This window comes from Pseudarthrobacter sp. GQ63 (genome assembly GCF_059758765.1).
Genome location: NZ_JCAXEF010000002.1, coordinates 38,440 through 60,090 on the forward strand (window position 1 = coordinate 38,440; position 21,651 = coordinate 60,090).

The 21,651-nt window shown below is 68.5% G+C and carries 13 protein-coding genes; 9 read left to right on the forward strand and 4 right to left on the reverse strand.

Annotated features, from left to right (window positions below; translation table 11 throughout):
* The first annotated feature begins 156 nt into the window (after positions 1-156).
* A complete protein-coding gene (locus AC6CHP_RS04695; RefSeq protein ID WP_498228332.1) occupies positions 157-6,876 on the forward strand; it encodes a DUF6603 domain-containing protein in 6,720 nt (2,239 codons plus the stop codon).
* Complete coding sequence (locus AC6CHP_RS04700) at positions 6,876-10,526, forward strand: hypothetical protein (RefSeq protein ID WP_498228333.1); 3,651 nt, start codon at positions 6,876-6,878, stop codon at positions 10,524-10,526. The genes AC6CHP_RS04695 and AC6CHP_RS04700 overlap by 1 nt, the downstream gene beginning before the upstream one ends.
* Positions 10,527-10,746: 220 nt before the next feature.
* Here the strand turns inward: AC6CHP_RS04700 and AC6CHP_RS04705 are convergent, their stop codons facing one another.
* Positions 10,747-11,673 carry an AraC family transcriptional regulator gene (locus AC6CHP_RS04705; protein WP_188729936.1) on the reverse strand — a complete coding sequence of 309 codons (927 nt, stop codon included), beginning with the start codon at positions 11,671-11,673 and terminating at the stop codon, positions 10,747-10,749.
* Positions 11,674-11,950: 277 nt separating this feature from the next.
* Between AC6CHP_RS04705 and AC6CHP_RS04710 the strand changes: the two genes are divergently transcribed.
* The 6 genes from AC6CHP_RS04710 to AC6CHP_RS04735 are packed head-to-tail and all read left to right on the forward strand — an operon-like array spanning position 11,951 to position 18,873.
* A complete protein-coding gene (locus AC6CHP_RS04710) occupies positions 11,951-13,303 on the forward strand; it encodes an ABC transporter substrate-binding protein (RefSeq protein ID WP_377191875.1) in 1,353 nt (450 codons plus the stop codon).
* A gap of 20 nt (positions 13,304-13,323) precedes the next feature.
* A complete protein-coding gene (locus AC6CHP_RS04715; protein ID WP_377191877.1) occupies positions 13,324-14,292 on the forward strand; it encodes a carbohydrate ABC transporter permease in 969 nt (322 codons plus the stop codon).
* Positions 14,289-15,221, forward strand: a complete 933-nt coding sequence (locus AC6CHP_RS04720) for a carbohydrate ABC transporter permease (RefSeq protein WP_498228334.1) — start codon at positions 14,289-14,291, stop codon at positions 15,219-15,221. Before AC6CHP_RS04715 ends, AC6CHP_RS04720 begins: the two co-directional genes overlap by 4 nt.
* A 42-nt stretch (positions 15,222-15,263) precedes the next feature.
* Entirely contained in the window at positions 15,264-16,322 is a 1,059-nt protein-coding gene (locus AC6CHP_RS04725) for an NAD(P)-dependent alcohol dehydrogenase (protein ID WP_498228335.1), read from the forward strand.
* A 59-nt stretch (positions 16,323-16,381) separates the two neighbouring features.
* On the forward strand, positions 16,382-17,407 hold the full coding sequence (locus tag AC6CHP_RS04730) for a carbohydrate kinase family protein (protein WP_498228336.1): 1,026 nt from the start codon (positions 16,382-16,384) through the stop codon (positions 17,405-17,407).
* A complete protein-coding gene (locus AC6CHP_RS04735; protein WP_498228337.1) occupies positions 17,395-18,873 on the forward strand; it encodes a mannitol dehydrogenase family protein in 1,479 nt (492 codons plus the stop codon). The genes AC6CHP_RS04730 and AC6CHP_RS04735 overlap by 13 nt, the downstream gene beginning before the upstream one ends.
* 134 nt (positions 18,874-19,007) lie before the next feature.
* Here AC6CHP_RS04735 and AC6CHP_RS04740 read toward each other — a convergent pair whose 3' ends face one another.
* From AC6CHP_RS04740 to AC6CHP_RS04750, 3 genes are all read right to left on the reverse strand, one after another.
* Positions 19,008-19,454: a hypothetical protein gene (locus tag AC6CHP_RS04740; RefSeq protein WP_498228338.1), complete on the reverse strand. Its 447-nt coding sequence runs from the start codon at positions 19,452-19,454 to the stop codon at positions 19,008-19,010.
* A 527-nt stretch (positions 19,455-19,981) separates the two neighbouring features.
* The gene (locus AC6CHP_RS04745) at positions 19,982-20,569 is read right to left on the reverse strand and encodes a hypothetical protein (RefSeq protein ID WP_498228339.1); all 588 of its coding nucleotides are present in this window, start codon (positions 20,567-20,569) and stop codon (positions 19,982-19,984) included.
* 95 nt (positions 20,570-20,664) lie between these two features.
* A complete protein-coding gene (locus AC6CHP_RS04750; RefSeq protein WP_498228340.1) occupies positions 20,665-21,192 on the reverse strand; it encodes a DUF421 domain-containing protein in 528 nt (175 codons plus the stop codon).
* A 285-nt stretch (positions 21,193-21,477) separates the two neighbouring features.
* Between AC6CHP_RS04750 and AC6CHP_RS04755 the strand changes: the two genes are divergently transcribed.
* Positions 21,478-21,648, forward strand: coding sequence for a hypothetical protein (locus AC6CHP_RS04755; protein WP_498228341.1), 171 nt, complete (start codon positions 21,478-21,480; stop codon positions 21,646-21,648).
* The last annotated feature ends 3 nt before the right edge of the window (positions 21,649-21,651 follow it).

Below are 21,651 nucleotides of genomic sequence, written 5' to 3' on the forward strand. Positions count from 1 at the left end.
AGCTGACATGGCCAATCTCAAACCACAGGAACGCTGTCACCAGCAGACCAGGCGTACATTTATCCAGTGTCGAATAAGCGTGCGCTTGCACACGGGCGCAGAGGACGACGGCGGACCGTCGGCCACTGAGGACCGTTCCCGTCGAACGGTTCTGTCATGAGCCTCTGGGACGATCTCCCGTCCGACCTCCGCAACACTGGAGCACTGGATCCGCTGGAGAATGCCCTCAGGGCGATTGACACCGCCGGCCTGACGCCGCGCGAGATCACCGATGTGGATGGCACCTGGAGCGTCCGATCCGTCGCGGCGGACGTGCCGCAGCTCGCTGGGGTCAGCGTCGACCCCGCGACCGGGCGCTGGGGCGGGGCAGGGTCATCCACGCCCATCGAGCTCACCGGAACCCAGGTCACCATCGCGTACGGCCGCCACCTGACCGGCACGGGCGGCACGGAGGACGGCGGCTGGCACCTGGACCTCGACGTGCCCGGGATCCGGCTGCTCGTGCCCTATCTGCGGGGCGCGATGCTGGACACCCGCGGCCAGCTGGTCTTCGACCCGGCCAACCCGCAGGTCCGTTTCATCCTGCTGCGCATCGTCATCCGGACCATGCAGCTGGCCGGGGCCACGGTCGGCACCCGGCTGCGCTCGGCGTCGACCTCGGGCAGCCCCGTCGACGACATCTACTCCTTCATCCGCATGACCCCGGGCCACGCGCTCATCGGCCCGGGCAACACGGTCGGCTTCGCGTTCCGCACCGCCGAGCTCGACCTCTCAGCCCTGGCGGACCCGCCCGGCCTGCCACCCGGGGCGCGAGCCGTCCCCGGCGAGTGGCAGGGACTGCACCTGCCGGAGGTCCGGCTGTTCGTGGCCCCGGACGGGCTCGAGGGCCTGGCCGTGTCGGCGGGCGTCCGGGACCTGTGGATCGGGATCGGAGTGCACGACGGCGTGACGGGCGCCTTTAGTGCCGAGGTCGTCAACCGCGGCGGCTCCCCGACAGTGCTGGCCCGGTTCATCAGCCCGGCCGGGCGGCACATCGCGGCGGTCGCCAACGGGGCGGTCGAGGCAACGGACCAGAGCGTGTTCATCGTCGACGCCTCGGGCGGGCTGGCGCCGCACACCATCAGGATCGAGGTCGTCGGCGGGCCGACGGTCGCGGGGGACCGGCTGCCCGTGACAGTGCCCGCGGCCGGCACTGTCGAGCTGCGGGTCACGGTCACCGACGCCGGCGGGCACTCCCACGGCCCGGTCTCCTTCCGGGCGCTGCGGCCTGCCTCCGGTGAGGGGGCCGCTCCGGCGCTGGCGAACCCGGCAGCGCTGCGGCTGCTGACGCCCGAGCGCGGGCGGATGGTCATCGTCTTCCAGACCGCCACTGACGTGACCGTGCGGCTCGACCCCGAGGTGCCTGCCGACTGGGCGTGGCCCGGCGGCACCTCTACCGGGACCCGGGCCACCGTGGCAGTGGCCGCCGGCAGCACCGCGGCGGTCTCCGGCACCCCGACTCAGCCCGCGGACGCGCGCCCGACCACGCTGGACTGCTACTTCCGGTTCAACCACCCCTTCCCGAGCGAGACCACCGACTCCTGGTGGCGCAACCCGGCCAACACCGGCTCGGCTCCCGCGTCCGGGCGGACCGCCGCCCCCGCTGGGCAAACCTTCACCGACCTGGCGCGCTCACGGCAGGCCGACATCGGCGCCACCCCGCTCGTCGTGGACGGCTACGCCTCTTACGAGGGCAACGACACCCCCACGAAGCGGACCAACAACCTGGAACTCAGCCAGCGCCGCCTCGACGCGGCGGTCGAAATCCTGCGCGATCTGGGCTACGCCGCAACCGCCGGCACCCCGCACGGCCACGCCGACGCCCGCGACCACACCCCACTTGACCCGCCCACGCCGGCGCCGGCCGAGACGTCGGGGGAGTGGTGGCTCGCCCGGGCCCGGGCCGCCGCGGCCCCCGCTCCGGTGGCCGTCCGCGCCGAGCTGTCCCGCGCTCCGGCCAGCCAACCGCCCGGGCAGCGTGACCCCCAGCCCCCGGCGTCCGGCCGGCCGGACTGCTTCCGCCGCCTCGGCGTGGAGGTCGAGCTGATCCGGACGACCTTCGTCCGGCTCGACATCTGGGGCGAGTTCGACGTCCAGACGGCCATCGAGGCCTCGCTCGACGAGGGCGGCCAGCCGCCGCTGGGCGGGCGCGGTCCCAACCCGGGCGACGGCCTGTGCGCGTTCCGGGTCCGGCTCCGGCTGGCCACCGACCGGGAATCCTGGCGGGTGTTCGGGGAGTTCCGCGCCCTCGAGGCCGACCTCGACGGGCTCTGGGAGGGCCGCCACACGGACGCCGGCATCGATGCCGGCAGCCTCAATGTGCTTGGAGCGCTCTCCGTGATGGGTCCCCTCGCCGCCGGCGCAGCCGAACTCTCCCCGGCGGCCGGGACCCTCGTCCAGCTCGGTTCGGTCGCCCTCGGCGCCAGCAGCCTCGTGCGGACCCGCGTCCTGACCCTGCGCGGCGCCGAGTTCATGGTGAGCGACGGAATCATTGCGCCGGACGGCTCGACCACCACCGACCGCGGCACGCAGGTCAGCGTCCTGCTGGACGTGGAGGTGCAGTTCTGGTTCGACCTGGCCGTGATCCGCGTGCCGGAGGACCGGCCGATCCGGACCCGCTACAAGGCGGTCGGCGTCCGGGCGGAGTGGGGCACCGGCACCGAGGCCGAGTACGTGCCGATCCCGGTGTTCGACCCCTCCCGGGGCTACGAGCTCGACATCCAGCCCGGCTCCCTGGTCGCCACGCCTCCGCTGGACGAGATCCTGCGCGTGTTCGGCGTGCGCGTCAGCCGCGACAACCCGACCTACCTCGAGGTCGAGGCAGGCATCGACGTCCCGCTGGGCCCCGTGACTGTCGATACCATCCGGGTCCGGGCGAGGCTCGACGCCGTCGAGCTCCCACAGCTGACCAAGCTCGGCGCTACGCTTGACATCCCCGGCACGGTCCACGGCGCGGGCTCGATCGAGCTTACCGGCGCCGGGTTCAAGGCGGCGTTCGACCTGACCATCGTGCCGCTGGGCATCCGCGCCGCCGCAACCCTCGCGATCGAGACCAAGGCCGGCGTCACCGGCCTCCTGATCGGCGTTGAGGTCGAGTTCCCCGCGCCCCTCCCGCTGGGCAACTCGGGCCTGGCCCTGTACGGGCTGCTCGGCGGGGTCGGCGTCAACTACGGCCGGCTGGAGAACACCGCGGCGCGGGTCCCAGCGCTCGACTGGCTCATGGCGCAGCTCGCCCCGCCGCGCAAGAGCGTGATGCATCCGGACGGCTGGACCCACAGAGCCGGCTCCTTCGCCGTCGCGGCCGGATTGCTGCTCGGGACCACCGAGGGCGGGTTCATCCTGCACCTCAAGGGCATCCTCCTGATCGAGGTCCCCGGGCCCCGGCTCCTGCTCGTGATGAAGGCGGACGTCCTGAGCCTCCCGCCGGCCCTGGGCTCCACCCAGGAGGCCACCTTCCTGGCAGTGCTGGACATCGACTTCGGTGCCGGCACCATCACAGTCGGCGTCGTCGCGGACTACGCCGTCGAACGGATCCTGCGCATCCACGTCCCCGTCACCGCCTTCTTCGACGCGCGGAACCCGGAGAAGTGGCTGGTCGACCTCGGCTCCTACGACGACCGGGTGACCGTGAAGGTCCTCGACGTGTTCACGGGCACCGGCTACCTCATGGTGCACGGCGACGGCATCGCCATCCCGCCCTTGCCCGCCACGACCGGCCTGTCCGTAGCCACCGGCTTCCACATCCAGGCCGTGCTGATGGGCTCCAAGGCGGCGCGGCTGTACGTCGAGGCGGCGGCGGGGTTCGACGCGGTGCTCGGCTTCGACCCGTTCTTCCTGGCCGGCAAGGTCTACGTCCGGGGAGAGCTGCGGCTGTTCATCGTCTCGATCGGCGTGAGCGCCGAGCTCACGCTCATGGTGGGCACCCGGATCGAGGACGGCGTGCCCCGTGACGACCCGTACGTCCACGGCGAGGTCTGCGGCCGGGTCGACTTCTTCTTCTTCAGCGTCAAGGGCTGCGTCGAGCTCACCATCGGCCACGAGCCGGACCCTGACCCGCCCGTGCGCGACCTCGTCGCCGGCCTGTCCCTGGCCGGGCGGACGCCGGCGCTGCTCGAGGGCACCGCCGGCCGGCCCGCCGACTCGACCGTCGGCCACGCTGCGGAGGTGGAAAAGCCCGAGGGGGAGGACCCAGTCGTCCACGGCGAGGTGCCGACCGTGCCGCTCGACGCCGTCCCCGTGCTCAGGTTCCAGGTGGCGCCCGACGCCGAGGGGCTGAGCGTGCTGGGCAATGCTCCGCTCGGCTCGACCGGAGCGGCGGGCGTCGGCGCCTGGCGCCGGATCGGGGAGCGCTGGTGGGCCTACAAGGTCACGGGCGTCACCCTCAGCGGCACCCTCACCGCGGGCACGACGCCGTCGGTCTGGTGGAGCGCATCGGCGCCCGGCTCGTCCACCGCCGAGCCGCCGGCGCTGGCCCTGCTGCACTGGCTGCCGACGCCGTTCACGAGCACCGTCACGTACGGCGAGGTACTGCGCGAGCAGGTCGAGCACCGCTGGGGTACCGTCTGCCGCCCGGCCGCGCCGCCGCAGCCGCAGCTGTGGACCTTCCTGGGCGAACCGCTCGGGCCCAGCGCCACCGGCTGGCGGCTCGGCCCGGTGCTCTGGCCGGACCCCGACGGGCTCCTGCGGACCTCCCCGGCCGGCCGCCGGCTCCGGGTCACCGAACCGTGGCGCACGGGCGACGCCGCGGCGGACCTGCTCGCGAGCGGATCCACGGCCGAGGTGGCCGGCGACGCCGTCGCCTGCCCCACCGACCGTACCCCGCCCGAGGACCCGTTCAGCCGCTGGGTCCAGGACAACGGCCCCCTTGACCCGACCACCTGGGCGGGTGCCGGGGCCGCCACCTACGCCGAGCTGGCCGAGTTGGTCGCCGCCGGCGCCACCGTCAACGACGTGGCCGGGCATTGGCTCGAGCGCAGCCCCGACCCCGAGGCCGGCCGGCTCAAGGGCTGCGAGGGACGCATCCTCGCCTCGCCCTTGCGCACCGACGGCGAGGCGACTTTCGGCAGCAGGGCCGACCGGGAGCTGGTCGAACGGGCCCGGCAGGAGGCCGGGTGGAAACCCGACCCGCTCGCAGACGCGGTCGCGCTCTCGCTCGGGGAGGACCTCGCCGCGTTCGACCTGCTGCTGCTCGTGCCGCGCGAGAAGCACCGGACCCTGCTCATCGAGGTCCGCTCGGGGACGGGTGAGACCCTCGACCGCCGCGAGGTGGACTGGCCGGCGATGGTTGGCCCCGCCAACCCCCTGCCGGACCGCTGGGTCGCCCCCGACGGGCCCTGGGCCGAACCGGTCGAGCTGGCCGGGCGCATGGCGGCGAAGGTCGCCCAGTCCGACCGGGACCGGCCGATGCCTGCCCTTCTCCGCTGGGAGGAGCTGCCGGAGGGTGCGGCCGCCGTCGTCGTCGGCTGGGGAGAGGAGCACGGCCAGCGGATCCGCGCCCAGCGCTACTGGGTGGTGGCGGCCGCCGGCCTCACCCGGGCCGAGGTGCGCCGGTACGAGTACGACGAAACGATCGTCTCCCGCGACCGGGATGCGCTCGAGACCGGCCTGACGCAGGACCCCTCCGACCACGCCCTGCTCGAGCCGGGGCGGACCTACGACGTCACCGTGAGCTGGACGTACGACGTCGAGACCGGGGACGAGGTGCCGACGCGGACGCCGTCCTTCGCCGACGAGCACACGCAAACCTTCCGGTTCGCGACCGCCCCGGCATCCGAGGTCCCCACCGACCTGGGGCCGTGGCTGCTCGACACCAACCCGGGGATGGGCGATGCCGGCGTGTTCTGCCGGGAGCCGCTGCGGGTCACGCTCGCCACCCAGAACGTGCTCCGGCTGTTCGAGGCCTACCACCACCGGCTCGAGGTGACCGTGCTCGCCGCCTCCGGCCACCACCCAGCCCCGCCCGGCGGAGGAGCCCCCGGCCAGGCGCTCGTGCTGCCGGTCGAAGCGGTGCTCGCTGCCGGTTCGGTGCTGCAGCCCAAGGCCAACGCCGTCGTGCTCACGCCATGGGACCGGGCCGTCGGGGAACTCGTGGACGCCCTCGAGTGCATCGGGGCCGGGCACGTCACCCGCGAGGTGGAGGAGATCGTGCTGGCGTACGAGCTCGAGCCGCTGACCGACTACCTGCTCGACATCCACGCGGTGCCGGCTGGCGGCGCCGGGCCACGGAAGCGTGTGCACCGGGCGAACTTCACGACCTCCCGCTTCAACGACTCCGACCATCTGGCCTCGTGGATCGCGCCGGCGCCGATCGATCACCGCGTGGTCCGCGACGCCGCCCCGCTGGCCGGCCTGCCGGACAGGCCGAGCGGGCGGGAGTGGGACGACGCCGTGCAACTGGCGGGGCTGCCCGTCCCGCGGACCCCGTCCGCGCCGGCGGTGCAGGTCTGGTGGTCGGCCGACGCCGTGCCGCAGCCGCTCGCCGTCGTCGTCGAGTGCTCCGAACAGCTCGTGCGGGAGCGCGTCATGCCGGTCCAGCTGAGCGCGCCGCCCGACGGCGTCGACCCCTCGCACGCGTGGTGGGCCGCCCGGCCGGCGACCTGGCTGGACGTGCGGCCCGCCTCGACGCCCCCGGACCCTGCGGCCGCCGCAAGCGTCGGGCGGGTGGTCCGCGGGCCGGGCGGCACCCGGGCGATGGTGCTGCTGGCCGCGGGGCAGCGCGGCCGGCGCCTGACCCTCGAACTGGTGCAGGCCCCCGACCCGCTCGCGTCCGACCCGGGCCGGGCCGTCACGATCGTCGACGTAACTCTGACAGGGGCACCGTGGGAGGTGGAGTTCTGATGCGCATGCACGACGTGAGGAAGTTCCGGGCCGTGGGCGCACGGCTCGACTGGCTGGACATCGCCCGCCGCATGCTGCGGGCCGGGCACGGCGAGGGGATCGACGACGCGCTGCTCGAACGGCTCAAGGAGCGCGGCCCGGACACCCGGCTGGCCTGGGGGTGCTCCGCAGACCTGGGCGTGCCGCGCGATGCGTTCATGGTGTGGGGCCGGCCGGTGCGGGACCGCCGGCTGCGGAACGCCGAGCTAATCGGCGTCCCCGTCGACGAGGGGGAGCTGGTCTGGTGGGGCGGTGAGGAGGCCGCGCACGTGCAGGTCCGGTCCCAGGTGCAGGACCCGGCCCGGCCGGTCGCGCTGTTCCTGCTGCGGACCGGGCTGGACCCCGCCGGCGCCGTCGGCACCGCCACCGTGGCACCTGCCGGCAGCCCCACCGTGACGCTTACCGCCAGCGCGGGTGCGGCCACCCACGCCGTCCTGGTCAACGCGCACGCGCTCGCGGTGCGGATCCAGACCGTGCAGGAGGTGGTCGACGCCGACGACTGGCAGCCGCTCGAGCGCGTCGGCCTGCCGGTCGACGGCCACGAGCTCGGCGAGTACGTTCCCGACGAGCAGGGCCTCGTCGTGGCGCCGGCCGCACCGCCGAAGGCCGCCGCCCAGCGCATCGACCGGGCCGGGGTACCGCTCGGCTGGTACCCCGTGACTGAGACCGGCAGGGCCGCCCCGCCGTGGAAGCCCTCGGACGCCGACGGGCTGGTGGAGGAGACCCGCACGTTCCTCCTGCCCGAGCTGCGCCCGCTCTACGCGTCCGGGACCGCCGAGACGGACCAGCACGCGCTCGAGGACCGGCGCGCCGTCGACCCTCCCTCCCGCGCTGACGGCACCGCCGCCGACCAGCCCGCGACCGCCCGGCTCAAGCCGCTAGCCCTCCTGCTGCTGGCCGCGGGCACCGACCCTGCGGGGAACCTCGCGACGGGCTTCGGCACCGCCTACCGGGCCGCCGACCTGGCCCAGCTTATGCCCGGCCGGCAGGGCGAGCTCGAGTACCTCGTCACCGGGCACTACCGGCGCTCGGTCCTCGGCGACGGAGTCGAGGCGGCCGCGTACATCCCTCCGGTGCAGCGGCACGCGGTGGTGCCGCCGGTCGTGGACCTGCGGGCCGCCCGGGCGGCGTTGCTGCCGCCGGCGCTCCCCGACGGGCCGTTCAGCGAGGCGATTGAGGTCAGCTGGCGGCCGGGCCCGCGCCTGGCGACGATGACCGGGCCGGTCGCGCATGCCTTCGCCGGCTGGCGTCACGGCGCGGGATCTGCCGAGGACCTGATGCCGGAGCGGCTGCTCGGCGGGTCACAGCCGCGGGCCATCCCCCGCCCCGACGCCGACGACACCACCCTGGCCGGCGCGGACAGGCCAAAGGTCGTTCAGGGCGACCAGGAGCTGCCCGTCGACGGGTCGGTCGACCGGGGGTACGCGGTGGCGCAGTGCGACATCTTCGGCGTCTGGTCGCGCTGGGAGGACGTGGAGCTGACCACCTCCTCGCCGGGTGTGGCGCCGCCGCGGCTCACGCATCTCACGCTCCTGGCCACGTATGCGGGCTCCCCGGTTTGTCCGTCGGTGCTGACCGTCGACCTGGCCACAGAGTGGACGCAGCGCACACCCGCGGCGATAGAGTTGCGCGCGGTGTTCTATCCGATGCCCACCGGCTCGACGCCGCCGCCGTTTGGGACGCCGCCGACGCTGCCCCCGCCGGCGCCCAACCTCGGGCAGGCCAGTACCCTCACGTTCACCGGCGACGAGGCCACGGCGTCTGCGGGGACCCTGGTGCCGCTGCGCGAGGACGGCTCGGTAGCGCCGGGCTGGGGCGCCCCGGAGCAGGGCGGCGAGGCGCGCTCCTACCGGCTCACATTGCTTGGGCCCGGCTTGGACTTCGGGGCGGTCTCGCGTTGGGGAGTCCAGGTCTGGGCCCGGCAGACCGCGCCCGGCATCGCCGCCCCCAGCGTCTGGGTGCCCGTGCCCGCACAGCCTGCCACGGCGGTCGCGGGCAGCCCGGTCCCCGCCGTGCCGACGCCGCCGCCGCTGCCGCCGGGGGTGCCGCTGGGCAGCACTCCGGACGCGCAGGGCGTGTCCCACGTGAAGGTGGGCTGGTCGGGCCTGGCCGGCCCGCACGTGGACCGGGTCGTCGTCTGGGAGGCCTCGGAGACCACGCTGCGCCAGCGGCTCGCGCCCGGCAGCCCGCCGGACCGGACGCTTCCGCTCGGCGTCCGGCTCCAGCAGTTGTGGGACCTGTACGACGCCGCGCCCGCCGCCCAGCGCCCCCTCGGCTTCCGCCGGGCCGCTGAGGTGCCGGCCGTCCCGGCCGCCGCCGATCTGACCCTGGCCCGGGGGAGCGAGGACATCCACGTTTTCCTCGTCACGGCCGTCACGACCACAGGGGTCGAATCGCCCTGGCCGGCCGGGGGCGGCGGCCTGCCCGCGCACGCCCACCTGCAGGCGGTGGCCGCGCCGCGGCTGCGGCGGCCCGCCACGCCGCTCGTCCGGCCCGCCGTCCAGACCGACGGCAGCCTCACCGTGGCCATCGAGGCGGCCTCGCCGATCCCAGTCACCGCCTTCGAGGTGTTCGCGACGCGGTCCGAGCTCGCGGCCCGCGACCACCTGACGATGGGACCGCCCCTGGCCCAGGTTCCGGCGGGCGCCGCGTTCGATCCGGTGACGGCGGATCCGCGGCTGGACCCGATCACCCGCCAGCGGGTCTGGACCGCGGACTGGTCGGGCGCCCTGCCGCCCTCGTGGGAGCCGTGGCACCTGCGGGCCGTCGCCGTGCCGGAGCGCACAGTACCCGTCTCCGCCGAGCGCGGCGTGGTGTCACCGGCCTCGGACGTGGTCACCGCCGTCGTCCTGCCGCCGGCGGCGCCGCAGCTCGACGAACTCGTCGCGGAGGTGGTCGGGGCAGACAACACGGGGCTTCTGGTCCGGACGGCGACCACCGCCGCGGACCGGGTGGTACCCGCGGGGTCGCATACGGTCCAGGTGACGCTGGGCGCGGTCACCGGTCCGGTCCAGCCGCTCGAGGCGACCGCACGGGTGGCGGATGAGTCCACCCCGCCCGACACCACCGCAGGTCCGGTCGTGCAGCGGCTGCCGCGTACGGCCGGGCGCACGCCGCTGCTGGTCTGGGGACGCCGCGACGACCCGTCCGTGCCGGTTAAGGCGACCGTGCGGGTGGCAGACCCACTTGGACGGGTCGCGGAGCAGACCCTGCTCGTGCCAGGCTGGGTCGAGCCGCGGCCCGAGCTGACCCTGAAGATCATCGACGTGCTCCGGATCGCCGGGCGCGGCTACGTGGCCAGCCTGCTGACCAGCGCCGATCCAGAGACCGAACCGCCCCATGTCCTCACGGTCGTCGCTACACTGCCCGGCACCTTTCCGCCGGGCCCCATCAGGCGCCGTCCCTTGCGCCGCTCCTGGGAGCTCCCGGACATCCCGACACGGCGGTCCCCGGTGCCACCGCGGGGCGCAGAGATCATGGCCGTGCGGTCGACGAGCTCGCAGGGGACAGAGATCGGCCTGTGGATACCTGCCCAACGGATCATCGGGCTGACCGCGGCTATCACCCACCCGATCGAAGGTGAGGTGAACGACGGCTGGCGCCCGGCCTGAGCTAACTTCTTTCGCGGCATCGGCTCGGTCCTCATGATCAATGGGTATGTCCTGGATGATCTTTCAGGCAGGGTCACGACTGTCAGCGCTGCGCCCCAGACCAGGTCGGCTTTGTTCGCGAAATGGCGGACCTTCTGCTGGAGGCCTGCGCACAGCGCACAGGGGCTACGCTCAGCTAACGGGACGCGAATGCCGCCACGAGCACGGACGCCTGCGCTGACTAGGATTTCTGGACGCGCCGGCGGTAGGTCCGCGGTGTTTCCCCGGCGTCGTTCATGAAATGTCGGTTGAAGTTGGAGAGGTTGGTAAAGCCGACTTCGTAGCAGATTTCGGAAATTGGTTTATCGCTGCGTTCCAGCAGGCTCCGGGCGTGGGCCAGGCGGAGCTTCCTTACGAGATCGCTGAAATTCTGGCCGGTGGCGCGCTTGAAGTACTTGGAAAAAGTGGGTTCGGGCATGCCCACCAGTGCCGCTGCCTCGGACATCTTGACGCTGCCGGCGTGGTTGCTGAACACATACTCCAGGACAAGGTCGACGACGGCGGCGGCCTGTCCGTCGAGCTGCGGCCTGAACCATTCCTCGGCAAGGTAGCGCCGCTCCTCCTGGGGGGCCCGGGTCAGGATTCCGAAGAGGGAGAACAGATGCTGGAGCCGCTCCAGTCCGGTAGAAGTGCCCATCGCCTCGATGGCCGCGGCCGCCTCCTCAGCTGAAACGCCCAGGAACTCAATCCCCCGCTGGGACTGCTCCAGCAGCGGCCTCACCTCGGCCAGTTCGGGAACCAGGGCCGCCGCCTGCTCAACCCATCTGCCGTCGAACTGGATCACGGCATCCCGGTTCTCAAGTACCTCACCGGGCTCAAGGTCACTGACCCAGTCGTGCGGCAGGCCGGACCCCACCAAGGCAACGTGGCCAGCCTCGAACGTGCCGATATGGTCTCCAACAATGAACTTTCCCGTGCCCTTGCGGATTAAGTGGATCTCGTACTCGGGATGGTAGTTCCACCGTGCCAGCGGGCTGGGATAGCTGTGCTGGTGCCACCGGACCGAATGGTTGGGGTCAGGCGGGATGACCTCGCGGTTTGCCCGCATCCCCAGCAAGCGTTCGGCGAGCCTTGCCGTGGCTCCGTCAGCAGTATTCACGGCGGTCATCGTGGTGCTCCGTTGGCGATGGGCGGTTATGAACTCCGGACAGGCGTTGGTGGTCCTGGTCCCAGAGTAGCGCCTTCCCCGGGGTGGCGGCGGGAAAATAAGTATCAGAAATCGGCAACCAGGGCGCTAGTTGTGACCTGCACCTCCCACCTAATCTGGAAGAACATCAGCGAGGCACAACGGAAACTCCGGTCAAAGTCCTCGCCCCGGTCCTGTACCCCGACACGGCAGTCGAGGTGCGGTGACTGTGCACCCCTGAAGAACAAAGGAGTCCTTAATGCGCCCAAAAATGCGTGCTGCGACCCTGGCCGCCGGCGCTTTGTGTGTTGCGCTGAGTGCCTCGGCCTGTGCAGGTGCCGGCGGCGGCAATTCCGCCGGAGACCCGAACAGCATCAGTGTCCTGATGGTCAACAACCCCCAGATGGAGGACCTGCAACGACTCACGGCAGATAACTTCACCAAGGAAACAGGGATCAGGGTCAATTACACGATCCTGCCGGAGAACGACGTCCGGGCCAAGATCAGCCAGGAGTTCTCCAGCCAGGCCGGTCAGTACGACGTCGCCTCCCTGTCCAACTATGAGATTCCGTTCTACTCCGCCAACGGCTGGCTGGCGCCGCTGGACGACGTGGCGGAGGACCCGGCATTCGACCAGGACGACATCCTGCCCGCCTACACAGCGTCCCTCACCGGTGAGGACGGCAAACTGTACGGCGAACCGTTCTACGGGGAGTCCTCCTTCCTGATGTACCGCAAGGACATCCTGGAGGCCGAGGGCCTGACCATGCCGGCCAAGCCCACCTGGGATGAGGTGGCTGACATAGCGGCAAAGGTGGACGGCGCGGAACCGGGCATGAAGGGCATCTGCCTCCGAGGGCAGCCGGGCTGGGGCCAGGTTTTCGCACCCCTGACCACCGTGGTGAACACCTTCGGCGGGACCTGGTTCGACAAAGACTGGAATGCCCAGGTCAACTCCCCGGAGTTCACCGAAGCTGTGGAGTTCTACACCAAGCTGGTCCGCGAGCACGGTCAAGCAGGCGCCGCACAGGCAGGGTTCACCGAGTGCCTGAACAACATGAGCCAGGGCAATGTGGCCATGTGGTACGACGCGACGTCCGCCGCAGGCGCCCTGGAAGCTGACGACTCCCCGGTCAAGGGCAAGATCGGCTACGCGCAGGCGCCGGTCAAGGAAACCGCCTCTTCCGGCTGGTTGTGGACCTGGTCCTGGGCTATGCAGGCCGCGTCCAAGAAGCAGGACGCTGCCGAGCGGTTCATTGCCTGGGCCAGCTCCAAGGACTACGAGGAACTCGTCGCCTCCGAGCTCGGCTGGGCGAAGGTCCCGTCCGGCAAGCGCATCTCCACCTACGAAAACGCGGAGTTCCAGAAGGCCGCCCCGTTCTTCGAGGCAGAACGCTTCGCCATCGAAAACGCAGACCCGAAGAACCCCGGTGCGCAGGAACGTCCCGCCGTCGGGATCCAGTTCGTGGGCATCCCCGAATTCGCAGCCCTCGGCACAAACGTGTCCCAAGGCGTCAGTTCCGCCATCGCCGGCCAGGGCAGCGTGGCAGACGCGCTGGCCAAGGGCCAGGAAGCCGCCCAAAAGGTCGGCGACAAGTACAAACAGCCTTAACCGAACCGCAGGAGAACATCATGACTACCGCAACGGCGCGCATCTCCCGTCCGGGACGCAATGCAGCCACACCTTCACAAAATGCCCGGCAACGGGAACGCGCCCTGGCCTGGGCACGGCGTGCACCGCTGCTGCCGGCCCTGATCTTCCTGATCCTGGTCACCCAGCTTCCATTCGTGGCCACCCTGATCATCTCGTTCATGAACTGGAACAGCCTCAGCCCGGACAAGACCGCCTTTGCAGGGCTGGAGAACTACGCCACGGTCCTGACCGACCCTGATCTGCGCCAGGCAATCTTCACCACCATCCTCCTCACCGTCTCCGTAGTGCTGATCAGCCTGCTGATCGGCCTGGGACTGGCCCTGCTGCTGGACAAGAAGTTCATTGGCCGCGGCCTGGCCCGGACCCTGCTGATCGCCCCGTTCCTGGTGGTGCCGGTGGCAGCGGCCCTGATCTGGAAGCACGCCCTGCTCAATCCCACCTACGGGCTGATCAACGGAATCTTGACCTGGATTTGGTCGCTGTTCGGCAGCGCTGCGGCGCCGCAACTGGACCTGCTCTCGCAGGCACCCATGATGGCTGTGATCCTCTCCCTGGTGTGGCAGTGGACGCCCTTCATGATGCTCATCCTGCTGGCCGGCCTGCAGTCCCGTCCCATGGACACCGTGGAAGCTGCCCAGATGGACGGCGCCACACCCTGGGGGATCTTCCGGCACCTGACCCTGCCGCACCTGCGCCAGTACCTGGAGCTCGGCGGACTCTTGGGCGCAATCTACATCGTGCAGAACTTCGACGCGGTCTTCACCCTCACCGCCGGCGGACTGGGCACTGCCAACCTGCCCTACGCCATCTACCAGACGTTCTACTTCGCCAACGAATACGGCCTGGCATCCGCCGCCGGCGTCGTGGTGGTCATCGGCACCATCATCGTGGCCACCTTCGCACTCCGCACCGTCTTTTCACTCTTCAAGAAGGAGGCAGCACGATGAGCACCCTCACCCCCGCTGCACCGCAGAACTTCGGCCCTGCCCGTTCCACACCGCCCACCGCACTGAACTCCGGCCGCGCTCCACGCCGCGGCAAGGCACGCATGGACCCCACCCGCAACAACACCGCCGCCGGCATTGCAGCCTGGTTGCTGGCGCTTCTCTTCGCAGTCCCGGTCCTGTGGATGATCCTCACCTCGTTCCACTCCGAGACCGACGCCGCAACAAACCCGCCGTCCATCGCCGCAAACCTCACCCTGGACGCGTACCGGGAATTCTTCGGCGAAACGTCCGGCGTCAGCCCGTGGCCATCGCTGATCAACTCCGCCACCGCCTCGATCCTGTCCACGGTCCTCGTGCTGCTCCTGGCCTTCCCGGCAGCGTACGCGCTCTCCATCCGGCCGGTGAAGAAGTGGACCGACGTCATGTTCTTCTTCCTTTCGACCAAAATGATGCCCGTGGTCGCGGCCATCCTCCCGCTCTACCTTTTCGCGCGGACCGTGGGGGCCCTGGACAACATCTGGTTCCTGATCCTGATGTACACCTCCATGAACCTGCCCATCGCCGTCTGGATGATGCGGTCCTTCCTGGCCGAGGTGCCTGAAGAAATGCTGGAGGCAGCACAGATCGACGGCGCCAACCTCCTGCTCATCCTCCGCAAAATCATCGCCCCCGTGGCCATGCCCGGCATCGCCGCCACCGCCCTGATCTGCTTCATCTTCAGCTGGAACGAACTGCTCCTGGCCCGGGTCCTCACCGGCGTGGTGGCAGGCACGGCGCCCGTGTTCCTCACCGGCTTCGTTTCCGGCCAGGGCCTCTTCCTCGCCCAGGTCTGCGCGGCCGCCGTCGTGATCTCCCTTCCGGTGCTGTTCGCAGGCTTCGCCGCCCAGGACAAACTCGTCCAGGGCCTCTCCCTCGGCGCCGTGAAATAGCCCTCACCAAAACCTCATCAAACTCTTTCAAGGATTACTTCAATGACAACAACAACCGCCCAGTCACCCGCCACGGGTCCCGTACTGCCCGCCACCATGCGCGCCAACATCCTCAAAAGCCAGGGCGAGATGACCATGGAGACCCTGCCCCTCCCGGAACTCGACGCCGACCAGGTCCTGGTGCAGGTGGCCGCCGTCGGCGTCTGCGGCAGCGACGTCCACTACTACGAGCACGGCCGGATCGGCCCCTACGTGGTGGACCACCCGCTCATCCTCGGCCACGAACTCTCCGGGCGGATCGCCGCCGTCGGAAGCGCCGTGGACCAGGCCCGCATCGGCCGGCGCGTCGCCGTCGAACCCCAGCGCCCGTGCCGGACCTGCAAGCAATGCAAGGCTGGCCGGTACAACCTCTGCCCGGACATCGAGTTCTACGCCACCCCGCCGGTGGACGGCGCGTTCGCCGAGTATGTGACCATCCAGTCCGACTTCGCCTACGACATCCCGGACAGTGTCAGCGACGAGGCAGCCGCCCTCATCGAACCGCTCTCCGTCGGTCTCTGGGCCTGTGAACGGGCAGGGATCAAGCCCGGCAGCCGGGTGCTGATCGCCGGAGCCGGGCCCATCGGCATCATCGCCGCCCAGGCCGCGCGCGCCTTCGGCGCCACCGAGATCTACATCAGCGACATCGCCGAAGACCGGCTCTCGTTCGCCCTGGAACACGGCGCAACGCACGCGCTCAATGCCAGGACGGACAGCGTGGAAGGGCTCGACGTCGACGCGTTCATTGACGCGTCCGGCGCACCTCAGGCGGTCCGTTCCGGAATCAAGGCCGTAGCCCCGGCCGGCAGGGTCATCCTCGTCGGCCTGGGCGCGGACGACGTCGAACTCCCCGTCTCCTACCTCCAGAACCGGGAGATCTGGCTCTCCGGGGTGTTCCGCTATACCAACACCTGGCCCCTGGCTATCCAGCTGATCGCCGACGGGAAAGTGGACCTCGACATCCTGGTCACCGGCAAGTTCGCCCTCGCCGAGTCCGAAGAGGCGCTCACGGCAGGCAAACAGCCCGGTCAACTCAAGGCCGTGGTCTACCCGGGCCGCTGAACCCGGTAGCCCGGAAGCATCAGCAGCCACATCCAGCACCGACCTGCAAGGAAGCAGCCATGTCATCACAGGGGATCGGCCCGGAACCGAATCATTCCGACAGCAAAGCCCTGGTCACTGTCATCGGGGAAGCACTCGTGGACATTATCGAAGGTCCCCGCCAGGGGAATGCAGCACCCGAGACGCACCCGGGCGGGAGCCCCCTGAACGTGGCCGTCGGCTGCGCCCGGTTGGGCCTTCACACCAAACTCGTCACCCACTTCGCCGAGGACGCGTACGGCCAGTTGATCGCTAAGCACCTGGCCAACAATGGTGTCGAACCAATCGTCGGCGGATCCCAGCCCACCTCAACAGCTCTGGCGACTCTGGACGACACTGGAGCCGCCCGCTACACCTTCGCCATCAGTTGGGACATCAACGGGGCCTCCATCCCGGCTCTTGCAGCGGCGGAAAGCTCCCGGCACGTCCACACCGGATCCATCGCCACGGTTCTGCCCCCGGGCAGCAAATCAGTGATGGGCCTGCTCGAAGGAGCCCGCCGTCACGCCACCATCAGCTTCGACCCCAACTGCAGGCCGGCAATCAGTCCGGACAAAGCAGCCGCCCGGAAACAGGCAGAGGACTTCGTTGCTGCCAGCGACATCGTCAAAGCCAGCGATGAGGACCTGCTCTGGCTCTACCCCGACAGGACCCTGGAAGAATCAATGAACGCATGGCTGGCCCTGGGGCCGGCCCTGGTGGCATTGACCCGCGGCGTCAACGGGCCCGTCCTCCTCAGCCGCTCCGGAAGGGTGGACATCACTGGCGAAAGGGTCGAGGTAGCAGACACCGTCGGAGCGGGGGACTCCTTCATGTCCGCACTGATCTCCGGGCTCCGGCAGTTAGACGCACTCGGTGCCGCAGGCCGGGCACGCCTCCAAGAAATCACGCAGGACCAGCTTCATGTCCTGGCCCGCTACGCGAACAAAGCAGCCGGCATCACCTGCTCCCGGCCGGGCGCCAACCCACCGGGACTGGCCGATCTGGGTCCGCTGGCAAACCCATCGTTCCCCCCTCGAAGGATAGGCACACCATGGCAACCCTGAGCAATTACACCCTGTCCAGCATTCCCGGTCCGGTCAGCAAGCCTGCATACAACAGGTCAAGGCTGACAGAGGGCATCGTCCATTTCGGAGTCGGCGGCTTTCACCGAGCGCACCAGGCGATGTACCTGGATCGGCTCATGAATGCCGGAAAAGCCCATGACTGGGCCATCTGCGGCGTCGGGGTCCTGCCCGGCGATGCCCGCATGAAGAAAGTCATGGACAGCCAGGACTGCCTTTACACCCTTACTGTGAAGCATGCCGACGGCACCAGGCAGGCCGGAGTCATTGGCTCGATCACCAGCTACCTCTTCGCCCCCGACAATCCTGAAGCAGTGATTGAGAAGATGGCTTCGCCTGCCATCCGAATCGTCTCACTCACCGTCACCGAAGGTGGATACAACTTCCACCACGTCACGGGAAAGTTCAACGCGGACAACCCCGACGTCGTCCACGACCTTCAACCGGAAACCGCCCCTCGAACAACCTTCGGCCTCATTACCGCCGCCTTGGCCCGCCGGAGGCAGCGCGGACTCGCCCCGTTCACCGTCATGTCCTGCGACAACATCCAGGGAAACGGTGACGTTGCCCGTGAGATGTTTACGGCCTTCGCTGACCTCAAGGATCCAAAATTTGGCGAATGGGTCCGAGGCAATGTCCCCTTCCCCAACAGCATGGTCGACCGCATCACTCCCGTGACCACCGACGAGGACCGCCTGACCGCAGTGCGGGAATATGGTGTCGAGGACGCCTGGCCGGTGGTCTGCGAACCATTCGAGCAATGGGTCCTCGAAGACCATTTCAGCCTTGGGCGCCCCCCATTGGAGGATGTCGGAGTCCAACTCGTCGCCGACGTAGAACCATATGAGCTCATGAAACTCCGCCTGCTCAACGCCAGCCATCAAGGCATGTGCTATTTTGGCCACCTCGCCGGCTACACCTACGCTCATGAAGCCGCGCAGGACCCATTGTTTGCCCGGTTCCTGTTGGACTACATGAACAAAGAAGCAACCCCGACCCTGGAGCCTGTGCCGGGAATAGACCTCGACAGCTACAAGCAAACCCTTATTGACCGTTTCTCCAATGAGCACATTCGGGACACTCTCGCCCGCCTGTGCGCCGAAAGTTCCGACCGCATCCCGAAATGGCTGTTGCCTGTCATCCGGACGAACCTCGAACGGGGCGGGGAAATACACCGCTCTGCCGCGATAGTGGCCAGCTGGGCCCGTTACGCAGAGGGTACGGATGAGCAGGGAAACACCATTGACGTCGTTGACCGGATCAAAGAGCCCCTGATGGCAGCTGCGGCCCGCCAACGCCAGGAGCCCTTGGCGTTCCTCTCCAACCGCCAGGTCTTCGGAGACCTGGCAGACAACGAGCTGTTCATCCGTGCCTACTCCGAAGCGCTGAACAAGCTCCACGAGGGCGGGGCCAGGGCCACCCTTGGATCTCTTGCCTCTCAGCCTTAACCTGAGGACGCCAAAGGTTCAGTTACTTTCGTATGACGGGCAGGGCCGAAAAATGTACGGCGACTGGGAAAGCGTGTGCCTTACTCCGTCGCCGCGTGAGCATGGTCGCGACTCGTGTCAGGTGACTGAGTAACCTATTTTGGAACAAAGGGGGCGTATTGCTCCAATGTTCCGTCGAGTACGGCCACGTCAAAAGTCATCGTGTCGCCCTGAGCTTTGACGGTCAGGTCGGTGCGCGCGCCCGGCCTTGCTTCTGTGCTGCCGAGGACGGCCGGGGAGTCCTGAAATTCCACCTTCCCCCCAGCCGGAATGCTCAAGGGCAGCTCGTCGTCTCGGTCCCCTATGACAAGATCGATGTTCTTGTCAGTCTTATTGAAGATCGTGCCCAGGATACGGCCCGGCTCGCTTTCCGCAGAGCTGACAATGAATATGCTGCGCAGTTCAAGACCGGCAAAGTCGTCGTCTGACCCCACCGCTATCGCGTATAGGTCCTCTTCAGGCGGGGGCGTGCACCCCGTTAGAAGTAGGGCCGCAATACCTGGTGCCAGCATTGCGCCGAGAAAACGTTTTGCGTGTTTCATGTAGCGTCCTTCCGGGTTGCCCGTCGGTCTGATGGCCGTACGGGGTTTTATGTCAATCGGGACTTCGGCGAATCGCACCAGGGAGGCTGCTAGCCTGCGTGTCTTCGCAACAGCTGTAACCTCAGGCTTCTAGGGGCAGCCGAATGGTGTTCCTTCCCGGCGGGCGCATAAGAGCATACTCGCGTGTTGGTTGATGCCGGCGACTGCTGCGCCGGGGGGGCATATTGCCTTGGGAAGTGTCCCGGATTTTCCGGGCCCCGGGATGGTAGGTCCCCATCCCTGCCCGCATACGGGTCCGGTGCCGGCTCCGCAATGCCCTCCACTATTCAGGCTACGTGCCTGACCTGTTTGGACAACCCGGTGTTATGCACACGTGATGGGGCTGGGTCATTCTTGACGCGCCTGTAACTCTGCTTGAAGTCCATCCCCACCGGCTGCGGGCATGCAAATGAGACATCCGTTCCCGGGCTACGGGCCACGCTGATTGGCGGGCAGCAGGGGGATATGGACCGTGAACTTCGGTTTCCTCATTCCTTTTGTCGGAGGAAGAAGGCTCCGAGGGTACCTGCAAGCGTGGCGAAGACGGCCACCGAGTAGATGGCCAGCAGGACCTGGATGATGCGTGAGAAGGTGCTTGTGCCGGTGATGCCGTCAGCGGTGATCGCAGCCATGGCCGACTCGTACAGGGACTGGGCGTAGGAGCTGTGCTCTCCTGTTACGTAGAGGAGTTGGCTGGAGGCGAGGATGACCACCGCGGTGACCGCGCTAAGCCAGCCGATCCTGCTGGTCAAAAGGCGTCCTGCCGAGCGGGAACCGCGGATGCCGGCTGAAAGGATGGAGCCGTAGCGGGCGACTCTCGCGACACGCAGCAGCCGAAGTGCCTGCAGTGCCCGGAAGAACCGCAGGAACGGTAGCAGCAGGAAGATGACCTGCCACCAGCTTTTCCGCCAAAAGTCCTTACTGAAACCTGCAATGTAGGCGCGTAACAGGAATTCAGCGACGAACACAGCCCAGAACAACCAACCCGCGACCGTGAAGGCGTTGACCATGGCGGGATCTTTGGCCACCAGCTGGCCGAGTACTACGAAGAGGAAGATCACGCCGAGGATCCCCATCGGTTTATCCAACCGTCGGGCCAGTATTTCAGCGCGGCGAAGCCGGCCGCTTCCTAAACGCGCGCCCTTGCCGCCAGACGGGTGTTCGTGGTCCGTCATGGATGTCCGGGCCGGGGAGCGTCCTGGACACCATCAAGAGCAGACCCGTTACCGAGTTTGCTGTTGGGAATGACGCTGATGGTCCCGTTGGTTTCAAGAACCACCGCTGCAATGTCAGATAGGTCACCGGAACCGGTGGCACGGACCGCCTGCAGCACCTCGGATTCGCTGAGACGGTTGCTGCGCAGCTGGGCATGCTGAAGTTTCCCCGTCACCACCAGCGCCACCGGCCGTGACGTCACAGCTGACCTGGCTCCAGGCACATGTGCTGATACCCACGCCACGAGAAACTGAAGGCCTGCCAGCAGCGCGAGTGCCGTCAATCCCTCAAGGAAGGCGACATCTGAATTGAGCAGGATGGTCGCCAGCGTGGATCCGAAGGCGACTGTCACGATGAAGTCGAACGCGTTCAGCTGCCCCAATGTCCTTTTGCCCGTGACCCGTAGGAGCACTACCAACGCGGCATACGACACCGAACCGATAATCAGGACACGGAGAATTTCCGGCCACGTATCAAACCACATACGCTTCATGCTCCTTCGATAGAAAAGTCGCCAATATCTAGGACAGGGACGCCGCTACTGACAGTACGCTGAGTATTTCCCCTTCGGATAGCCGTTTCCAACGTGCCATGGGGCGGCGCTATCACACCGGGGGTGCCGTGGCAGGAAGCAGGAGCTCATGTTTGAAGCCCTCTCACAAAGGATGGAGTGCTGCTGATGTACTCGGACGATGGGTCCGGCTACCTGTCCGTTCCTCACTCACGCCGACAGGCAAGCCCCAGTCCGGGCGACAGATAGGCTGGCAGCATGACGTTGGGGGACGCGGCCGCGGAGCCGCTTGTGCACATTCGAAACTTGCGGACGGACTTCCTGGTCCTGCGCCTGGCCGTACACCTCTTCCAATGCTGGTCCACCGGGTACGGCAGGAAGCTCTCTATCGCGGGGACCTTCCGCCGCAAAGAACTCGCCGCAAAATGAGCT